Origin of the sequence: Sphaerisporangium siamense (assembly GCF_014205275.1) — a bacterium.
In the GTDB taxonomy this organism is placed as follows: Bacteria; Actinomycetota; Actinomycetes; order Streptosporangiales; family Streptosporangiaceae; genus Sphaerisporangium; species Sphaerisporangium siamense.
Window position 1 is genome coordinate 2,074,245 of the sequence record NZ_JACHND010000001.1, and the last position, 17,106, is coordinate 2,091,350.

Genomic DNA, 17,106 nt, shown 5'->3' on the forward strand with positions numbered 1-17,106 from the left:
GTAGGTCGCCGGGTGGAGTGTTCGGCGCGGCAGGCCAGGTGTGGGGGCTGGTGCGGGGTGGTCAGTGCGCGTGCCAGGGCCAGTGGAAGGCGGTGGCGCCGCGCGAGACCACGACCTTGCCGAACACGGCGCGCCCGGTGACCCGGATCAGCGGGCCGTTGGGATCGCCGTCCTCGCCGCCCTCGTTGCCGGCGGAGACGTGGCGCTTGGAGAAGATGGCGCTGCCCTCGTCCAACACCCGGGCGTTCTCGGGGACGCGGACGATCAGCTTGCCGCAGAAGGAGTTGAGTTCGAGGGTGATCTCGCGCCCGGGCAGCACGGCGTCGGTGAGGTCGATGATCAGGGCCCCGAAGGTGGAGCGCAGGACGGTGTGGCGTCCGGTGACCCAGCGGCCCCCTCGGATGATCTTGCTGAACACGGCGGTGACCTGCTGCCGGTCGGCGCCGATCCCGGGCGAGGCGGCGGGGGCGAGGCCGGGCAGGTCGCGGGTGATGGGGACGAGCTCGCCGATCGTCACCGCGTTGTAGGTGGCCTCAAGCCGGTCGGCGTGCTCGACGCTGGTGAGCCGGCCGGTGGCGAGGGCCTCGCCCAGGACGGCGGCGACGTGGTCGCGGTCGGCGTCGGACGCCCGCTGGGCGGTGTCGCGCGACTCGAAGGGCGTAAGGGAACTCACACGGACCAGCGTAACCCAACTCAAGATATGTCGCGATATGCGGAAGGTTTTACCAAGGCTTTTCGGTCGCACGGAACCAAGCCGACGCGTCCGTGCGTCCGTAAGAGCATCAGACGCATAACAGGCGCATCAGGTTTACCGGACAGCCCACAGAGAGGAAAAAATCTCTAGTGACCCTGACACAGGCCGGTACGCGAGGTTTCCGGGCCTACACGGCCAAGCATCTGGACGAACTGCTCCAACGGGCTGGATACGACACGGAGACACGGCTGCGCATCCGGGCGGTCGCGTCCGTGCTGCCGTTCCGGACCAATGGGTACGTCGTGGACGAGCTGATCGACTGGTCCGACATCCCCGGCGATCCCATCTACCGCCTGGTGTTCCCGCAGGAGGACATGCTCCCGGAGAGCGACGTGTCCTCCATCGCCGCGCTTCTCCGGTCGGACGCGCCCGCCGCCGAGATCCAGGCGGCGGCCAACAAGGTGCGCATGACGCTCAACCCTCACCCTGCCGGGCAGATGGAGCTGAACATGCCCAGGGTCGGCACGGAGCCGATGCCTGGCGTGCAGCACAAGTACCCCGAGACCGTGCTGTTCTTCCCCAAGCAGGGGCAGACGTGCCACGCCTACTGCACGTACTGCTTCCGCTGGGCGCAGTTCGTCGGCGAGCCGGACCTCAAGATGGCCTCCGACGACGTCCAAGGGCTGGTCCGCTACCTGCGCGAGCACCCGCGGGTGACCAGCGTGCTCATCACCGGCGGCGACCCGATGATCATGAGTGCTCCCGTGCTGCGAAGGTACGTCGAGCCGCTGCTCGCGCTCGACCAGCTGGAATCGATCCGCATCGGCACCAAGTCGCTGGCCTACTGGCCCGGCCGGTTCGTCACCGACCCCGACGCGGCCGACGTCCTCAGGCTGTTCTCCACGGTGGTCGAGTCCGGCAAGAACCTCGCCTTCATGGCGCACTTCTCCCACCCGCGCGAGATGGAGCCCGAGCTCGTCCAGACGGCGGTGCGGGCGATCAGGGACACCGGGGCGGTGATCCGCACCCAGGCGCCGCTGATCCGCACGATCAACGACCGTCCGGAGGTGTGGGAGCGGATGTGGCGCGCTCAGCTCGCCCTGGGCATGGTGCCCTACTACATGTTCGTCGAGCGCGACACCGGGCCGCAGGACTACTTCGCGGTGCCGCTCGCGCGGGCGTACGAGATCTACCGCGACGCCTACGCGCGGGTGTCCGGCCTGTGCCGCACGGTGCGGGGGCCGTCGATGTCCGCCACGCCGGGGAAGGTGTGCGTCGACGGGGTCGCCGAGGTGGCGGGGCGGCGGGTGTTCGTGCTGCACCTGATCCAGGCGCGCGACCCGAGCCTGGTCGGGAGGCCCTTCTTCGCGGAGTACGACCCGAGCGCGGTGTGGCTCGACGACCTGCGCCCGGCCTTCGCGGACCGTTTTCCCTTCGAGACCGGGGCTTCGGACGCGGCACGGCCGCCGGTGACGCCGGGCGGCCCGCCCGGCCGGCCGTAAGCCCGCCCGGCGAGCCGGGGGCCGGCGCCTCGCGCGAGGCGCCGGCCGGTTTTCGAACGACATGGCGAATATAGGTGGACGACGAGTCAGGTGTCAGGTGTCTGTCAGGTGTCGCCCGGATCGCGCACGTAGGTGCGGCGGGCGATCTGGGCCTGCAGGCGGGCCATCTGCCAGTGCAGCTCGATGACCTGCTCGGCGAGCAGGGCCCGAGGAATGTCCGAAGGGTCCTCGGCGGACAGGTGATCGATCGCGATCGCCAGCTCTCGCACCCCGCACCCCCACTCCATCACGTATCCCTCAGATCGAATCTTCGTTCGAATCATAATGGAACGCCGGTCACGGTGTCAGCAGATTCGGGGGCGCGTGTCGGACTTCTGTACGGTCTCGCCCGTCCCGTATCAGAGGTCCCGCGGCTCAGATCTCGTAGATCGGCGCGACGTAGCCCCGGGCGAGCGTGTTGGCCGTGACGTTGAAGCCCACGACGGCCGCCGCCGGGTCGTCCCCGAGGTCGAGCTTCTCCACGCCGAGCGCGTGCACGGCGAACAGGTAGCGGTGCGGCGCGCCGGGAGGCGGCGCGGCGCCGCCGTAGTGCTTGAGGCCGTAGTCGTTGCGCCCGTGGACAGCGCCCGCCGGCAGGCCCTCGAACCCGGCCGACCCGGCGCCCGCGGGCAGCTCGGTGACGTCGGCGGGTATGTCGTAGAGCACCCAGTGCCAGAAGCCGCTGCCCGTCGGCGCGTCGGGGTCGAAGCAGGTGACGGCGAAGCTCTTGGTGCCCGCGGGCGCGCCGGACCAGCGCAGATGCGGCGAGACGTTGCCGCCGTTCATGCCCCAGCCGTCGAAGACCTGCTCCTCCGACAGGCGCTCACCGTCCCGGACGTCGTCGCTCTCGACCGTGAGCGCCGAGACCTCGGGCAGGAAGTCGTAGGGAATCGGTGGCTGCTTTGCCACAGGGACCTCCAGATGAAGACGTTCTCGAACGCCCCCATCCTGCCCTGTTCATGGCCGCATATCTGGTTGCCCCGGCCCCGTGGTTCGGGGCGCGGCGGTGTTCTGGAGTCGTCATGCGCAAGGGTGAGGAACGATCCCTTGCGCATGACGACGGAAGAACGCCGCCTAAAAGGCGCCCCGAACCCGCCGCGCCGGAGGCGCGGCAATCAACTACGCGTTGTAGGCCGCGAGTACCGTCGCGGGGTCGCCGTCCATCTTGATCTTCCCCTTGTGGAGCCAGATGACGCGGTTGCAGGTTTCCTCGATGACGTCGAGGTTGTGGGCGACGAGGAAGACCGTTCCGGCCTCGTCGCGCATCTGCTGGATGCGCTCCTGGCTCTTGCGCTTGAACTCGCGGTCGCCGGTGGCGAGGGCCTCGTCGATCAGCAGCACGTTGTGGGTCTTGGCCGAGGCGATCGAGAAGCGCAGGCGGGCGCCCATGCCCGAGGAGTAGGTCGACATGGGGAACTGCACGAACTCGCCGATGCCGGAGAACTCCACGATCTCGTCGTAGCGCTCGCGGACCTGGGCGGGGGTCATGCCCATGGCGTAGCAGCCGAGCACGATGTTGCGCTCGCCGGTCAACTCCTTCATCAGCGCCGCGTTGACGCCGAGGAGCGAGGGCTGGCCGTCGGTGTAGACGGCGCCCTTGTGCGGGGGAAGGAGGCCCGCGATGGCCCGCAGCAGGGTGGACTTGCCCGAGCCGTTGCGGCCGATGATGCCGATGGCGTCGCCGTGACGGGCGATGAAGGTGACGCCCTTGACGGCGTGGACCTCCTTCATCTGGGGCCGGCCCTGGCGGCGGACGATGCGCATGAGGGCGTTGGCGGCGTTGCCCTTCTCGCTGTCGCTGGCCGCGCCGAAGACGCGGTAGACGATGTGGAGGTCGTCGACGATGACCGTGGGCGCGGGCTCGGACGTGTCCTGCGGGGCCGGGTCCTGGGCGGTCACCTGCTCGTTCGCCATGCCGGACAGCTCCTTGGTCAACTCAGCCACGGCCGTACCTTTCCTCGGCCCGCCAGAAGTACCAGAAGCCGCCGATCAGCGCGACCGCGGCCCAGAAGCCGGCGTACAGCCACAGCTGGGGCAGGCTGCTGTGCGGGAAGCCATGCTGGACGAGGTCCTGTGGGTAGGTCTTCAGCAGCAGGTGGCGCATCAGGTCGATGAAGACCGACGGCGGGTTGAACTCCAGCAGGAAGCGGGCCCAGTCGGGGTTGTCCTTCATCTTCGCCGGGATGCTGTAGAAGACGCCGGAGGTGTAGAGCCAGGTGCGCAGGATGAACGGCAGCAACTGGTTCATGTCGCGGACGAACGCGCCGATGCGGGCGAGCAGCAGGCTCATGCCGATGTTGAAGATGGTCTGCAGGAGCAGCGCCACCGGGATCAGCAGCCACATCCACGTCAAAGGCTCGCCGGTGATGAGCACGATCACGGCCAGGACGCCCATGGAGATGGCGAGCTGCTGGAACTCCTGGATGGTGTACGCCAGGGGGAGGGCCGCGCGCGGGAAGTGCAGGGCCCGGATCAGCGACAGGTTGCCCGAGATGGACTTGGCGCCGCCGGTGATCGACCGCTGCGTGTAGCCGTACACGAACACACCGGTGATGAGGAACGCCGGATAGTTGGTGATGTTGTTCTTCTGCCCCAGGATCAGGCCGAACATCAGGTAGTAGACGGCCGCGTTCAGCAGCGGCGTCAGGACCTGCCAGAGCTGCCCGAGGATCGAGTCGGAGTACTTCGAGACGTTGCGCGACGTGGCGTACGTCAGGACGAAGTGCCGCCGCTCCCACAGTTGACGCAGGTAAACGGGCAGACTGGGGCGCGCGATGGCGCGTCGCAACCCGTGGCGCTCGGCGAGCGCGGACAGCGACTCCTTCCCTCCCTGGGAGGAGCCGTGCGCCCGGTCGCCCGCCCGGGAGTCCGCGACAGCGGAATCCGGCTGACTCATGGCATGGACTCTATTGGATCCGGGTGAATGAGATGCCTGCGGTTCCATTCGATCGGGACGGGGGTCCGAACGTTCGGGGGTCGCGCGGGGGCGCGCGCGTCCGCGCAGGTAGACCGGGGGAACGGAGCGACGTCCTGTATGCCATGAGGCGCGACCACTGGCCTGGCGTGTGTACCTTAGTGACGACTTTGTGCCATATCAAGGCATTATTGGCGGCCTAGTTGGTATGCGTGTGACGCCCGACAGGACGACGTGTGACCGAACTGCAATGCACCAGAGACTCGCTGGTGAGAAGTAGTGAGGGATGCTCGCGGTCGACTGGCAGGGCGTCAACTGACTTGACCGTGTCCGCGAATCTCAGGGCCGGATCCTCTGAGAGGCGTGCTGACATGAGCGGCTCAGTGTCAACGCTCACCTTAGAGGGAGGACAATCCACGATGCGTGTGACCAAGGGCGCACAGATCGTCACGGCGACCGCGTTGCTCGCGCTGGCGGTTGCGGCGTGTGGCGGTAGCGGCGACACATCCAGTTCCAGTTCGGGCACCGCCGCCGCGGGGAACGCGGGAGCGGTGCGGGTTGAGATCGCCGAGCCTCAGCACGACCTCATTCCGGGCAACACCACCGAGACCGCCGGCGCTGAAGTGCTGAACGCCCTGTTCGTCGGACTCGTCGACTACGACGCGGAGAAGAAGCCTTACAACCGCATCGCCGAGTCCATCGAGTCGACGGACTCCACGACGTGGACGGTCAAGCTCAAGGACGGGTACAAGTGGCACAACGGTGAACCCGTCGTCGCCCAGAACTTCGTCGACTCCTGGAACTACACGGCGAACGGCGCCAACGCCCAGGAGGGCAACTACTTCTTCGGCAGCATCGCCGGCTACGACGAGCTGAACCCGGGCGAGGGCAAGACGCCGTCGGCGACCACCCTCAGCGGCCTGAAGGTCGTCGACGACAAGACCTTCACCGTCCAGCTCAAGAACCCCTTCTCCGGCTTCCCGACCATGCTGGGCTACACGGCGTTCTCCCCGCTGCCCAAGGCCGCCTTCGAGTCCGAGGGCAAGCTGAAGGCCGACTTCGGCTCCAACCCGGTCGGCAACGGCCCCTTCAAGATCGCCAAGCCGTGGAAGCGCGGCACGGACCAGACCATCTCCACGGTCCGCAACGAGGAGTTCAAGGAGGGCAAGGCCAAGGTCGACGCCGTCGACTTCAAGATCTACACCGACCTGGCCACCGCCTTCAACGACCTGCGCGCCGGCAACCTGGACATCATGGACCAGCTGCCCCCCGAGGCCATCGCCACCGCCAAGCAGGAGTTCGGCGACCGCTACATCGAGCAGCCCTCCTCCGGTATCGGCTACATCGGCTTCCCGGTCGAGAGTGGCGCGGACTACGCCAAGAACGCGGACATCCGCAAGGCGATCTCCATGGCGATCGACCGCAAGACGATCACCGAGACCGTCTTCTCCGGCACCCGCGTCCCGGCCGACGACTTCATCAGCCCCGTCGTCGCCGGCTACCGCCAGGGCGCCTGCGGCGAGGCGTGCACCTACGACCCCGCCAAGGCCAAGGCCCTGTTCCAGCAGGCCGGCGGCGACAAGATGAGCGAGGTCGTCATCGGCTACAACGGCGACGGCGGCCACAAGGAGTGGATCGAGGCCATCGCCAACAACCTGCGCACCAACCTCGGTGCGAAGGTGACGCCGAAGCCCGTCGAGAAGTTCGCCACCATCCTCGACGACCTGGGCGCCAAGAAGTGGACCGGGTCCTTCCGCATGGCGTGGATCATGGACTACCCGTCGCCGGAGAACTACCTGCGCCCGCAGTTCGGCAGCGGCGGCAGCTCCAACTACTCCGGGTTCAAGAGCAAGGAGTTCGACGACCTGCTCACCAAGGGCGACGCCGCCAAGACCCTGGACGAGGGCGTCAAGTACTACCAGCAGGCCGACGACCTGGTCCTGAAGGAGCTCCCGTACATCCCGGTGTACTTCTACCAGACCAACGGCGCATACTCGCAGCACGTGAAGAACGTCAAGATTGACCCGTTCGAGCGGATCGACCTGTTCAACGTAGAGAAGGCCTGACGTCAACCACCCCGGGTGGTTCGATACATTCGAACCGCCCGGGGTGGGCGACCACCCACGAGGGCAGCCCAGAGGTTGCGGCGGGCTGCCCTTTGTAATGATCGGGAGAATGAATGGGCCGCTACGTGCTACGGCGCCTGCTGCAGGCGATCCCTGTGTTGCTGGGCACCACGTTCCTCATCTTCGCCATCGTTTACGCCCTTCCGGGCGACCCCCTCCAGGCGCTGGCCGGCGAGAAGCGCGTCGATCCCGTCTTCGCGGCGGCGATGAGGGAACAGTTCCACCTGAACGAGCCGCTGATCGTGCGGTACGGGTACTACATCCGTGACATCGTCTCGGGCAACTTCGGAACCACGTTCCGCGGCCTGCCCGTCTCGACCATCTTCGAGGGCAAGTTCCAGGTCACCTTCAAGCTGGCGATGACGGCGCTCATCTTCGAGGCGATCATCGGCGTCGGGCTCGGCCTGTGGGCCGCGTTGCGCCGCGGCAAGTGGGAGGACAAGGCCATCCTGGCCTTCACCCTGCTGCTGGTCTCGATTCCCACGCTGGTCAGCGGCTTCGTGCTCCAGCTCGTCCTCGGCGTCAAGCTCAAGCAGAGCACCGGGCTCGCGCTTTTCCCGGTCGCGGGCGTGGGGGACGGCATGCGCAGCTACCTGCTGCCGGGCTTCGTGCTCGCCACCGTCTCCATCGCCTATCTGACCCGCCTCACGCGGACGAGCCTGATGGAGACCCTGCGCGCCGACTACGTGCGGACGGCCATCGCCAAGGGCATGCCACGCAGGCGGGTGCTCGGACGGCACGCGCTGCGCAACTCGCTGATCCCCATGGTGACGTACCTGGGCGCCGACCTCGGCACGCTCATGGGCGGCGCGGTGATCACCGAGACCATCTTCAACCTGCCCGGTATCGGTCAGCAGCTTTTCCAGTCCGTCTACTTGCGGGAGAACCCCGTCGTGGTCGGCATCGTGACGGTCCTGGTCCTGATCTACATCGTGGCCAACCTCGTGGTCGACCTGCTGTACGCCGTCCTCGACCCCAGGATCCGCTATGAGTAACGACACTCTGCCCGCGGCCGCCCCCGCCGCGCCGCCGGCCAAGCCGGTCAAGACGGAGAAGCCGGCCAGCCTGTGGTCGGACGCCTGGTACGACCTGCGGCGCAACCCGGTGTTCATCATCGGCGCCCTGATGGTCGCGATCTTCGTGCTGATCTCGGCGTTCCCCGGCCTGTTCGACACGGTCGGCGTCGACCCCTCGACCTGCCAGCTCGCCGACGCGCGCAAGACCTGGAACTCCGAACACTGGTTCGGCAGCGACAACCTCGGATGCGACGTCTACTCGCGGGTCATCCACGGCGCCAGGGTCTCGATCCTGGTCGGTTTCATCAGCGCGGGCCTGACCGGGTTCGTCGGAGGAGTACTCGGTCTGCTCGCCGGCTTCTACGGGCGCTGGGTGGACGTGATCCTCTCCCGCGTCGCCGAGATCTTCTTCGCCATCCCCGCGATCCTGGGCGCCCTGCTCATCCTCGCGGTCGTCGGCCGCGACAACGCCGGCATCGGCAGCGTCGTGCTGGCCCTGTCCCTGCTCGCGTGGCCGATGGTGCTGCGCATCATGCGGGCCGCGGTGATCACCGCCAAGCACCAGGACTACGTGGTGGCCGCCCGCGCGCTCGGCGCGGGACCGTGGCGGATCATGCTCAGGCACATCCTGCCGAACGCGGTCGCGCCCGTGATCGTGGTCTCGACCATCAACCTCGGCGCGTTCATCGCCGGCGAGGCGGCCCTGTCGTTCCTCGGCGTCGGCATCCAGTCGCCGCAGATCTCCTGGGGCCTGATGATCGCGGACGCGCGCAACCGCTTCCTGGAGGCGCCGCTGCCGCTGCTGTTCCCCGCGCTGTTCCTGAGCCTGACCATCCTCAGCGTCGTGATGCTGGGTGACGCGGTTCGTGACGCGCTCGACCCCAAGCTGCGGTAGGAAGGCACCGAGGTGAAGAACCCTTCGATCGACACGCGCCTGCAGCCGGGCGAGGACACGGCAGAGCCGCTGCTCGCGGTGGACAACCTGCACGTGGAGTTCACCACCCGCCAGGGCGTGGTCCGGGCCGTCAACGGCGTGAGCTACACGGTCAACGCCGGCGAGTCGCTGGCCGTCCTCGGCGAGTCCGGATCGGGCAAGTCCGTGACCGCGCAGGCCATCATGGGCATCCTCGACATGCCGCCCGCACGGATCCCCAAGGGGGAGGTGCGCTTCCGCGGCACCGACCTGCTCAAGCTGTCGGACCAGGCGCGCAGCCAGATCCGCGGCCAGCGCATCGCGATGATCTTCCAGGACGCCCTGTCGGCGCTGAACCCGGTGTTCACCGTCGGATGGCAGATCAGCGAGATGTTCCGCGTCCACCGGGGCGTGTCCAAGCGCGACGCCATGAAGAAGGCCGTCGAGCTCATGGACCGGGTCCGCATCCCGGCCGCGCGCCAGCGGGTCAACGACTACCCGCACCAGTTCTCCGGCGGCATGCGCCAGCGCATCATGATCGCGATGTCGATCGCGCTGGACCCCGAGGTGCTCATCGCCGACGAGCCCACCACCGCGCTGGACGTGACCGTCCAGGCGCAGATCATGGAGCTGCTCGCCGAGCTGCAGCGCGAGAGCAACATGGGGCTCATCCTGATCACTCACGACCTCGGCGTCGTGGCGGACGTCGCCGACAAGATCGCCGTCATGTACGCGGGGCGCATCGTCGAGAACGCCCCCGTGTACGACCTCTACAAGACCCCGGCGCACCCCTACTCCAAGGGCCTTCTGGACTCGATCCCCCGGGTCGACATGAAGGGCCAGGAGCTGTACGCCATCAAGGGCCTTCCGCCGAACCTGCTCGACATGCCCTCGGGCTGTGCCTTCCACCCCCGCTGCCCGTACCGCCGGGACAACTGCCTGAGCGACGTGCCTCCGCTGTACGAGATCAGCGGGACGCGCGGCAGCGCCTGCCACTACTACAGGGAGGTCCTCGATGGCACCGTCGGGTGAGCCGATTCTTCAGGTCCGTGACCTGGTCAAGCACTTCCCGCTGAGCCAGGGCATCGTCTTCAAGCGTCAGATCGGCGCCATCAAGGCGGTGGACGGCGTCTCGTTCGACCTGCACCCCGGCGAGACCCTCGGCGTCGTCGGCGAGTCCGGCTGCGGCAAGTCCACGCTGGCGAAGCTGCTGATGGCGCTGGAGCGGCCCACCTCGGGAGAGGCGAAGATCAAGGGCGTCGACCTGGGTAAGGCGCGCGGGTCGGAGCTCAAGCGGATGCGCCGCAACATCCAGATGGTCATGCAGGACCCCTACACCTCGCTGAACCCCCGCATGACCGTCGGCGACATCATCGGGGAGCCGTTCGAGATCCACTCCGAGGTGGCGCCCCGGGGCGACCGCCGCAAGAAGGTGCAGGAGCTGCTGGAGGTCGTCGGCCTCAACCCCGAGCACATCAACCGGTACCCGCACCAGTTCTCCGGCGGTCAGCGGCAGCGCATCGGCATCGCCCGCGGCCTGGCGCTCCAGCCTGAGATCATCATCTGCGACGAGCCCGTGTCGGCGCTCGACGTGTCGATCCAGGCCCAGGTGATGAACCTGCTGGAGCGCCTGCAGAACGAGTTCAACCTCGCGTACATCTTCATCGCCCACGACCTGTCGGTCGTCCGGCACATCTCCGACCGGGTCGCGGTGATGTACCTGGGCAAGATCGTGGAGCTGGGCAAGGACGCCGACATCTACGAGCGGCCGAGCCACCCCTACACCCAGGCGCTGCTGTCGGCCGTGCCGGTGCCCGACCCCGAGGGCAGGGAGGGCCGCGAGCGGATCATCCTGCAGGGCGACCCGCCGTCGCCGGCCGACCCGCCGTCGGGCTGCCGGTTCCGCACGCGCTGCTGGAAGGCGCAGGACATCTGCGCCGAGCAGGAACCCCTTCTGGAGATCCGCGCGGGCGGGCACCCGAGCGCCTGCCACTTCGCCGAGGCGCAGGACGTGATCAACGCCTGACCTCATGAGCACGGTAAGGGCGGTGTCCGATGGCCCGGTCCATGGGACACCGCCCTTGGTGTCCGACGCGCGAGCGTCAGAGGATGTCGATGCTCCCCACGCCGACGCCCACGAGGCCGCCGGTGCCGACGCCGACGTTGCCACTGTGGTGGCCCCCGCCGTAGCCGTTACCGCCGGCGTAGCCGTAGCCGCCGAGGTAGCCTCCGCCGAGGTAACCCCCGCCGACGTAGCCCGCTCCGCCGACGTAGCCGCCGCCCCAGGCGCCGCCCAGGGCGTAGCCGCCGACGACCGACGGGCCGCACACCGGAGCGACCGCGACCGGGGCGGTGGGGACGACCGCCGCGACGGAGCCGCAGGGGCAGCAGTTGGCCTTGGCGGTGTTGGCGGGCTTGGCGGTGTCGGCGGAAGCGGCGGCGGCGGGGGCGATGATGGCGATCCCGGCGCATGCCGTAGTGACCAGAATGCGGCGAATCATGCGTGCTTCTCCTTGAGAGAACCACCGAGCCAGAGGCGGTCGAATATCCGCAGTGCTCAGATGGTTACTGAACGTGACCGCTCAGACAGTACCGAACCCGGGAGGCCTGTCGATGGCTGAGACGGTCAGTCGAGAGCAATGATTGGCGGGCGTTTACGTGACGGGACCCCGTCGCCCGCGCCGGCGCCGGCGAAGAAGTGCTAGGTCAGGGCACGTGCCGGCCCGCGTTCCGCCGCCGTCGCGCGCATGCCCGGCACATTACCGTTTGACCGAAGTTTGACCCGGGCCGCCTCTCCGGAGATCCTCGCGATCAGGACATTCGGCACAGGGCTCATCCGCCGGTCACCCGTGCGAGCCGCACGTGCGCTCCCGGCGGCAGGCCGAGGCGCTGGGCGGCGTCGCCGGAGTTGACGGCCACCGACACCATGCCCGCCGAGTCGGTGAACGCGACCAGGTTGCCCGGCGGCACGGCGGCGTAGGTGTCGCGGAACGGGACGGTGACCTGCCGCCTGCCCATGGAGACCGCCAGCGTGTCGCCGACACGGATCCCGAGGGACGCCAGGTCGTCGGCGGTGACGGAGAGCTGGACGTTGCCGTAGCGGTCCAGGGAGAGCACCTCGCCCTCGGCCGCGTCCTGGCCGAGCCTCGCCGTCGGCGCGGGGAGCTGCAGCAACCGGTCGAGGGCGACCTCCGGGCCGAGGTCGGCGGGTTTGCGCCCCGCGCACAGGTGGGCGGCCACCGGCGCGTAGATGTCGCGCCCGTGGAAGGTCGGCGACACGGGGGTGAGGAACAGCTCGTCGTTGGTGATCTCGTACGCCGCCCGCGCGCCGCCCGAGGCGAGCACTGCCCACGACAGCAGGCCGTTGTCCGGGCCGATGAACACCCGCTGCCCGGCCTCGACGACGACCGAGCGCCGCGTGCAGGCGGCGGCGGGGTCGACGGCGGCGATGTGGACGCCGGCGGGGAGGTACGGCAGCGTCTGGGCGAGGATAGCGGCGCCGCGGCGGATGTCACCGGCCGGGACCAGGTGACAGACGTCGATGATCCGCGTCTGCGGGGCGATGCCCAAGATGACCCCGTGGCACGACGCCACGAAGCCGTCTTCCAGCCCGTAGTCGGTGAGGAGCGTGATGACAGAGGTCACACTTGGTGACCTTACGTCGCGAGAAGGCGGTGTCATAGGGGCGCGTCCGGACATATCAACGACCAACCGATCTTCGGCTTCGACCGGCCCGATCAAACCCATACTCCATCCACGGATATACCCACATATCCGGTGAGGTGCGCGGGACCGGGCCCGTCGTCCGGGAACCGGGCCCCCAGGTCTCCCGAACTGTCATGAACAGCCGCGAAATCCCTACTAGCATGGCGTCGGGCCCCACACGCGCGTCGTGGTCCAGGGGCGCGCTCGCCCGGGCGCACGTTCGCTGGTCTCCCGCATTCCCCCGCCCGGCCTGCCGTCCGCCTCTCCGCGTGCCCGATCGAGGAGGACATCATGGACACCGCGCCGGACCACGGTGACGGCGACGCCGAGGACGCCGCAGTTCCCGACGCCGAGGACGCCGCGGTTCCCCACGCCGCCGGGGAGCTGTCCGCCAGGGACCGCGAGCTCCTCGCCTTCGAACGCCAGTGGTGGCGCCACGCGGGGGCCAAGGAGCAGGCGATCCGCGAGACGTTCGAGATCTCGGCGACGCGGTACTACCAGTTGCTCGGCCGGCTCATCGACCGTCCCGAGGCGCTGGCCCACGATCCGATGACCGTGAAGCGGCTGCGGCGGCTGCGCGCCTCCCGGCAGCGCGAGCGCGCGGCGCGGCGTCTCGGTATGCGTCCCTGAATCCAGGGGTACTGCTTCACGCGTGACTCATGAAGTGTTGCCCGACAATGCCGGGTTAGCTGCCATAAAGGCGGATCCGACGGGCGCGGTGATCGGCCTCGACTTCGACGGCACGCTGGCGCCCATCGTCCCCGACCCCGCCGACGCCCGCGTCGCCCCCGAGGCCGCCGCCGCGCTGGTGCGGCTCGGCGGCCTGGTGGGCGCCGTCGCGATCGTCACCGGCCGCCCCGCCGCCACCGCCATCGAGTACGGCCGGGTGCCCGGCGGGCCCGGCCTCGCCGACGTCCCCGGGCTGGTCGTCCTCGGCCAGTACGGCCTCGAACGCTGGGAGGGCGGGCGGGTGACCTCGCCACCGCCCCCGCCCGGCGTCGAGCGCGTCCGCGCCGAGGTGCCCGCCCTGGTGGCCTCCCTCGGGTTCACCCTCACCGACGGCGCCGAGCCGGGCGTGACCCTGGAGGACAAGGGCCGGGCCGTCGCCGTCCACACCCGCCGCGCCCCGGACCCGGAGGGGACGCTGCGGGCCCTGCGCGAGCCCTTGGCCAAGCTCGCCGCCGAGACCGGGCTCGCGGTCGAGCCGGGGCGGCTGGTCCTGGAGCTCAGGCCGTCCGGCATGGACAAGGGCCACGCGCTCGGCGCTTTCCTGGCCGAGCGCGCCGCGCGGTCGGTGCTGTTCGCCGGGGACGACCTGGGCGACCTGGCGGCGTTCGAGGCCGTACGCCTGTCGGGCCTGCCGGGCGTGACGGTGTGCAGCGCCTCCACCGAGGTCACCGAGCTGGCCCGGCGCGCCGACGTCGTCGTGGACGGCCCGGCCGGGGTCGCGGCGCTGCTCACGGCGCTGGCGGACGCGCTTCCGCCGCGCGCCACGAGCTGACCGCGATCCCGCAGACGGCACAGAAGATCAGCAGCGGGACGATCAGGAACGCCGTGTGCGTGCCGAAGCCGTCCGCCAGGGCCCCGAGCGCGAACGGGCCGACACCGGTCGCGGTGGAGGCCCACACCGAGGCCGCCGCGCTGGCCTCGGCCGCGCGGCCGCCCGAGGACGCGATGACCCTCGCCAGGCCGAGCGGGAACTGCACCGCGGCGCCGACGCCGCTCAGCACCAGGCCGGCGTAGCACAGCGCCGGTGTGTCGCCGAGCCAGAACACCGCCCAGCCGGTGAGGGTCACGAACAGCGCGCAGGTCAGCAGCGGCGTGGGATCGAACCGCAGGGTCAGCCGCCCGGCCGCGAACCGGCCGGCGGCGACGCCGACGGTGAACGCCGTCAGCCCGGTGGCCGCGGCGGCGGCCGTCATGCCGGTGCGGTCGGCCAGCAGCCTGGCCGCCCACATGTTGAACAGGAACTCCATCGCCACCAGGCAGAACAGCACCCCGCACGCGGTGTGGAACCGCCAGTCGTAGGGGACCTTGGGGCCGGTGGGGACCTCACGCGCCGACGCGCGCCCCGCCGAGGTGTCCCGCGGGATCCACACGCGGCCCATCAGGGCGAGCAGCAGCAATGCCGCGACCGGCGTGACCAGGATGCCGGCGCGCCAGCCGAGCGGGGTGGGCGCCAGCGCGCTGATCAGGTAGGACACGCCGATGCCGACCGTCACGCCGACCGCGTTGGCCTCGTTGATGGCCGCGGGCCCCGCGACGCCGTGGTGGTCGCTCAGCACCGACATGCCGGCGTACAGCGCGATCGAGCCGCCCGCGCTGGCCAGCCCGTACCCGAGCAGTGTGACCGGGAGCGCCGGGGTGAGGGCCACCAGCGTGACCCCGAACGTCATCGCGGCCGTGCCGATCCAGGTCGTCAGGCGCCGGCCGAGCCTGGCCATCACGCGCGGCATGGCGAGGCCGCTGGTCACGCCGCCGGCGGCCATGGCCGTGCCGTGCAGGCCCGCGACGGCCTGCGAGACGCCCTGGTCGAGGCGCAGCAGCGGGAGCGCGGCGGACAGGCCGTACAGGTAGGTCGCGAAGATGCAGAGCTGGAAGTAGATGAGCCAGGTGGGGCGGTCCCGGGTGAGCGATCGGACGACAGCGGTCGAGCTCACAGAACCCCCGGGTCTCGAAGTGGGCCACGATCCCACCCGAAATTACCATCGAGCGGACCTTTCACCCCGGGACCGCCAAGGCTAGAAATCCCCTACCCCAGCGGCCTCAGCAGTCGAGGGCGGCGAGCTGGTCGGCGAACCACTGGTGCGGGGGCAGCGCGGTGGCCGCCGCGCGCAGGCGCGCCCCGCGCTTGGCGCGCTCCTCCTCCGGCAGCACCAGCGCGTCGTGCAGGGCGTTCGCCGTGCCCGAGACGTCGTAAGGGTTGACCACCAGGGCGTCGGCCCCGAGCTCCGCGGCCGCGCCCGCCTCGCGCGACAGCACGAGCGCGCAGTGCGGCGCGAGGATCGGGCCCTCCTTGGCGACCAGGTTCATGCCGTCCCTGATCGGGTTCACGAGCAGGACGTCGGCCATGCGGTAGGCCGCCAGCGACCGGGCGTAGTCGTCGTTGACGTTGAGGATCAGCGGATCCCAGTCTTCGCCGCCGAACTCGTCCTCGATCTCGGTGGCGCAGCGTTGCACGGCCGCGGTGTACTCGCGGTACTCGGGCAGGTCGTGGCGCGAGGGGTAGGCGAAGGCCAGGTGGACGACCTTGCCGTGCCACTCGGGATGGTCGGTCAGGAACTGCTTGTAGGCGAGCAGGCCGCGCACGATGTTCTTGGACAGCTCGGTCCTGTCGATGCGCACGATGAGCTTCTTGTCGCCCACCCGCTCGCGCAGCGCCGTCATGTGGGACTCGACGTCCGGCTCCAGCGCCCGCGCCCACAGCGCGTCGCCGTCCACGCCGAGGGGATGGACGCCGACGCGGGTCACCCGGTCCTCGTAGGTGATCGTGCGCGCGGCGCGGTCGACGTGCGCGCCGAGCAGCGTCTCGCAGCAGTCCATGAACGCCGAGGCCCAGCGGGCGGTGAGGAAGCCCGCGCGGTCGGCGCCCAGGATGCCGGACAGCAGCTCGGCGGAGATGTCGTCGGGCAGCAGCGAGAAGTACTCGGGCGGCGCCCAGGGGGTGTGCGAGAAGTGCGCGATGCGCAGGTCGGGGCGTTCCACCCGCAGCATCGCGGGGGCCAGGGTCAGGTGGTAGTCCTGGATCATGACGCGGGCGCCGTGCGCGGCCTCCTCGGCCAGGGCCAGCGCGAACGCGGCGTTGTAGTCCTGGTAGGACTCCCACTCGCGGCGGAAGCGGGTGTCGAACTGCGGGGAGTTCGGCGTGTCGTAGAGCAGGTGGTTGACGAACCACAGCGTCGAGTTGGCCACCGCGTTGTAGGCGCGGTGGAACGTCGCGGGCGGGATGTCCAGCATGCGCACCGCGCCGGTGTCGTAGCCCGCCTGGTCCAGCCGGCCGCCGGGGGCGCGGCGCACGGCGCTGCGGTCGCCGTCGGAGAGGGCGGCGCAGACCCACAGGACGTCGGCGTCCTTGGCGACCTCGGAGAGCCCGGAGACCATGCCCCCGCCGCCTCTGCGCATGGTCAGCGTGCCGTCGTCGGCGAGCGTGAACGAGACCGGGCCCCGGTTCGAGGCCATGAGTACCGTGTTCATCCG

General features: G+C 69.5%; 17 protein-coding genes. 8 read left to right on the forward strand and 9 right to left on the reverse strand.

Annotated elements, in window-relative coordinates:
* Positions 1-61 precede the first annotated feature (61 nt).
* Entirely contained in the window at positions 62-673 is a 612-nt protein-coding gene (locus BJ982_RS09795) for a DUF1707 SHOCT-like domain-containing protein (protein ID WP_184878614.1), read from the reverse strand.
* Between the two features lie 170 nt (positions 674-843).
* Here BJ982_RS09795 and BJ982_RS09800 point away from each other — a divergent pair, with 170 nt between their 5' ends.
* Positions 844-2,196 (forward strand): KamA family radical SAM protein, encoded by a 1,353-nt coding sequence (locus BJ982_RS09800; protein WP_184878616.1) that lies wholly within the window; start codon positions 844-846, stop codon positions 2,194-2,196.
* A gap of 104 nt (positions 2,197-2,300) precedes the next feature.
* On the opposite strand, the gene BJ982_RS09805 is transcribed toward BJ982_RS09800, so the two are convergent.
* The 4 genes from BJ982_RS09805 to BJ982_RS09820 form a co-directional block, all read right to left on the reverse strand.
* Positions 2,301-2,483 (reverse strand): hypothetical protein, encoded by a 183-nt coding sequence (locus BJ982_RS09805; RefSeq protein ID WP_184878618.1) that lies wholly within the window; start codon positions 2,481-2,483, stop codon positions 2,301-2,303.
* Between the two features lie 127 nt (positions 2,484-2,610).
* Complete coding sequence (locus BJ982_RS09810; RefSeq protein ID WP_239123554.1) at positions 2,611-3,144, reverse strand: YbhB/YbcL family Raf kinase inhibitor-like protein; 534 nt, start codon at positions 3,142-3,144, stop codon at positions 2,611-2,613.
* Positions 3,145-3,354: 210 nt separating this feature from the next.
* Positions 3,355-4,149, reverse strand: a complete 795-nt coding sequence (locus BJ982_RS09815; protein ID WP_184888621.1) for an ABC transporter ATP-binding protein — start codon at positions 4,147-4,149, stop codon at positions 3,355-3,357.
* Positions 4,150-4,171: 22 nt separating this feature from the next.
* Positions 4,172-5,131 (reverse strand): ABC transporter permease, encoded by a 960-nt coding sequence (locus BJ982_RS09820; RefSeq protein WP_184878620.1) that lies wholly within the window; start codon positions 5,129-5,131, stop codon positions 4,172-4,174.
* A gap of 437 nt (positions 5,132-5,568) precedes the next feature.
* Between BJ982_RS09820 and BJ982_RS09825 the strand changes: the two genes are divergently transcribed.
* From BJ982_RS09825 to BJ982_RS09845, 5 genes are all read left to right on the forward strand, one after another.
* Complete coding sequence (locus tag BJ982_RS09825) at positions 5,569-7,215, forward strand: peptide ABC transporter substrate-binding protein (protein WP_184878622.1); 1,647 nt, start codon at positions 5,569-5,571, stop codon at positions 7,213-7,215.
* A 113-nt stretch (positions 7,216-7,328) separates the two neighbouring features.
* Positions 7,329-8,270 (forward strand): ABC transporter permease, encoded by a 942-nt coding sequence (locus tag BJ982_RS09830; protein WP_184878624.1) that lies wholly within the window; start codon positions 7,329-7,331, stop codon positions 8,268-8,270.
* On the forward strand, positions 8,263-9,186 hold the full coding sequence (locus tag BJ982_RS09835; protein WP_184878626.1) for an ABC transporter permease: 924 nt from the start codon (positions 8,263-8,265) through the stop codon (positions 9,184-9,186). The genes BJ982_RS09830 and BJ982_RS09835 overlap by 8 nt, the downstream gene beginning before the upstream one ends.
* A 12-nt stretch (positions 9,187-9,198) precedes the next feature.
* The gene (locus BJ982_RS09840) at positions 9,199-10,236 is read left to right on the forward strand and encodes an ABC transporter ATP-binding protein (RefSeq protein WP_239123545.1); all 1,038 of its coding nucleotides are present in this window, start codon (positions 9,199-9,201) and stop codon (positions 10,234-10,236) included.
* On the forward strand, positions 10,220-11,230 hold the full coding sequence (locus BJ982_RS09845; protein ID WP_184878628.1) for an ABC transporter ATP-binding protein: 1,011 nt from the start codon (positions 10,220-10,222) through the stop codon (positions 11,228-11,230). Before BJ982_RS09840 ends, BJ982_RS09845 begins: the two co-directional genes overlap by 17 nt.
* A 76-nt stretch (positions 11,231-11,306) precedes the next feature.
* Here BJ982_RS09845 and BJ982_RS09850 read toward each other — a convergent pair whose 3' ends face one another.
* Positions 11,307-11,705, reverse strand: coding sequence for a hypothetical protein (locus tag BJ982_RS09850; protein WP_184878631.1), 399 nt, complete (start codon positions 11,703-11,705; stop codon positions 11,307-11,309).
* A 331-nt stretch (positions 11,706-12,036) separates the two neighbouring features.
* Positions 12,037-12,849, reverse strand: coding sequence for an SAM hydrolase/SAM-dependent halogenase family protein (locus BJ982_RS09855; RefSeq protein ID WP_239123544.1), 813 nt, complete (start codon positions 12,847-12,849; stop codon positions 12,037-12,039).
* Positions 12,850-13,200: 351 nt separating this feature from the next.
* Here BJ982_RS09855 and BJ982_RS09860 point away from each other — a divergent pair, with 351 nt between their 5' ends.
* Positions 13,201-13,539, forward strand: coding sequence for a DUF3263 domain-containing protein (locus BJ982_RS09860; protein WP_184878637.1), 339 nt, complete (start codon positions 13,201-13,203; stop codon positions 13,537-13,539).
* Between the two features lie 88 nt (positions 13,540-13,627).
* Positions 13,628-14,410, forward strand: coding sequence for a trehalose-phosphatase (gene otsB / locus BJ982_RS09865; protein ID WP_184878641.1), 783 nt, complete (start codon positions 13,628-13,630; stop codon positions 14,408-14,410).
* Here the strand turns inward: otsB and BJ982_RS40340 are convergent.
* Together BJ982_RS40340 and BJ982_RS09875 are read right to left on the reverse strand one after the other, a co-directional pair.
* Complete coding sequence (locus BJ982_RS40340; RefSeq protein ID WP_184878644.1) at positions 14,367-15,569, reverse strand: MFS transporter; 1,203 nt, start codon at positions 15,567-15,569, stop codon at positions 14,367-14,369. The genes otsB and BJ982_RS40340 overlap by 44 nt on opposite strands.
* 106 nt (positions 15,570-15,675) lie before the next feature.
* Positions 15,676-17,103, reverse strand: a complete 1,428-nt coding sequence (locus tag BJ982_RS09875; protein ID WP_184878647.1) for an alpha,alpha-trehalose-phosphate synthase (UDP-forming) — start codon at positions 17,101-17,103, stop codon at positions 15,676-15,678.
* Positions 17,104-17,106: the final 3 nt, after the last annotated feature.

Bases quoted from the DNA above. Each gene is read 5' to 3' on its own strand.
- BJ982_RS09825 (WP_184878622.1), top strand. From the start codon at position 5,569: ATGCGTGTGACCAAGGGCGCACAGATCGTCACGGCGACCGCGTTGCTC.
- BJ982_RS09860 (WP_184878637.1), top strand. From the start codon at position 13,201: ATGGACACCGCGCCGGACCACGGTGACGGCGACGCCGAGGACGCCGCA.
- BJ982_RS09830 (WP_184878624.1), top strand. From the start codon at position 7,329: ATGGGCCGCTACGTGCTACGGCGCCTGCTGCAGGCGATCCCTGTGTTG.
- BJ982_RS09835 (WP_184878626.1), top strand. From the start codon at position 8,263: ATGAGTAACGACACTCTGCCCGCGGCCGCCCCCGCCGCGCCGCCGGCC.
- BJ982_RS09815 (WP_184888621.1), bottom strand. From the start codon at position 4,149: ATGGCGAACGAGCAGGTGACCGCCCAGGACCCGGCCCCGCAGGACACG.
- BJ982_RS09850 (WP_184878631.1), bottom strand. From the start codon at position 11,705: ATGATTCGCCGCATTCTGGTCACTACGGCATGCGCCGGGATCGCCATC.
- BJ982_RS09845 (WP_184878628.1), top strand. From the start codon at position 10,220: ATGGCACCGTCGGGTGAGCCGATTCTTCAGGTCCGTGACCTGGTCAAG.
- BJ982_RS09805 (WP_184878618.1), bottom strand. From the start codon at position 2,483: ATGGAGTGGGGGTGCGGGGTGCGAGAGCTGGCGATCGCGATCGATCAC.
- BJ982_RS09820 (WP_184878620.1), bottom strand. From the start codon at position 5,131: ATGAGTCAGCCGGATTCCGCTGTCGCGGACTCCCGGGCGGGCGACCGG.
- BJ982_RS09875 (WP_184878647.1), bottom strand. From the start codon at position 17,103: ATGAACACGGTACTCATGGCCTCGAACCGGGGCCCGGTCTCGTTCACG.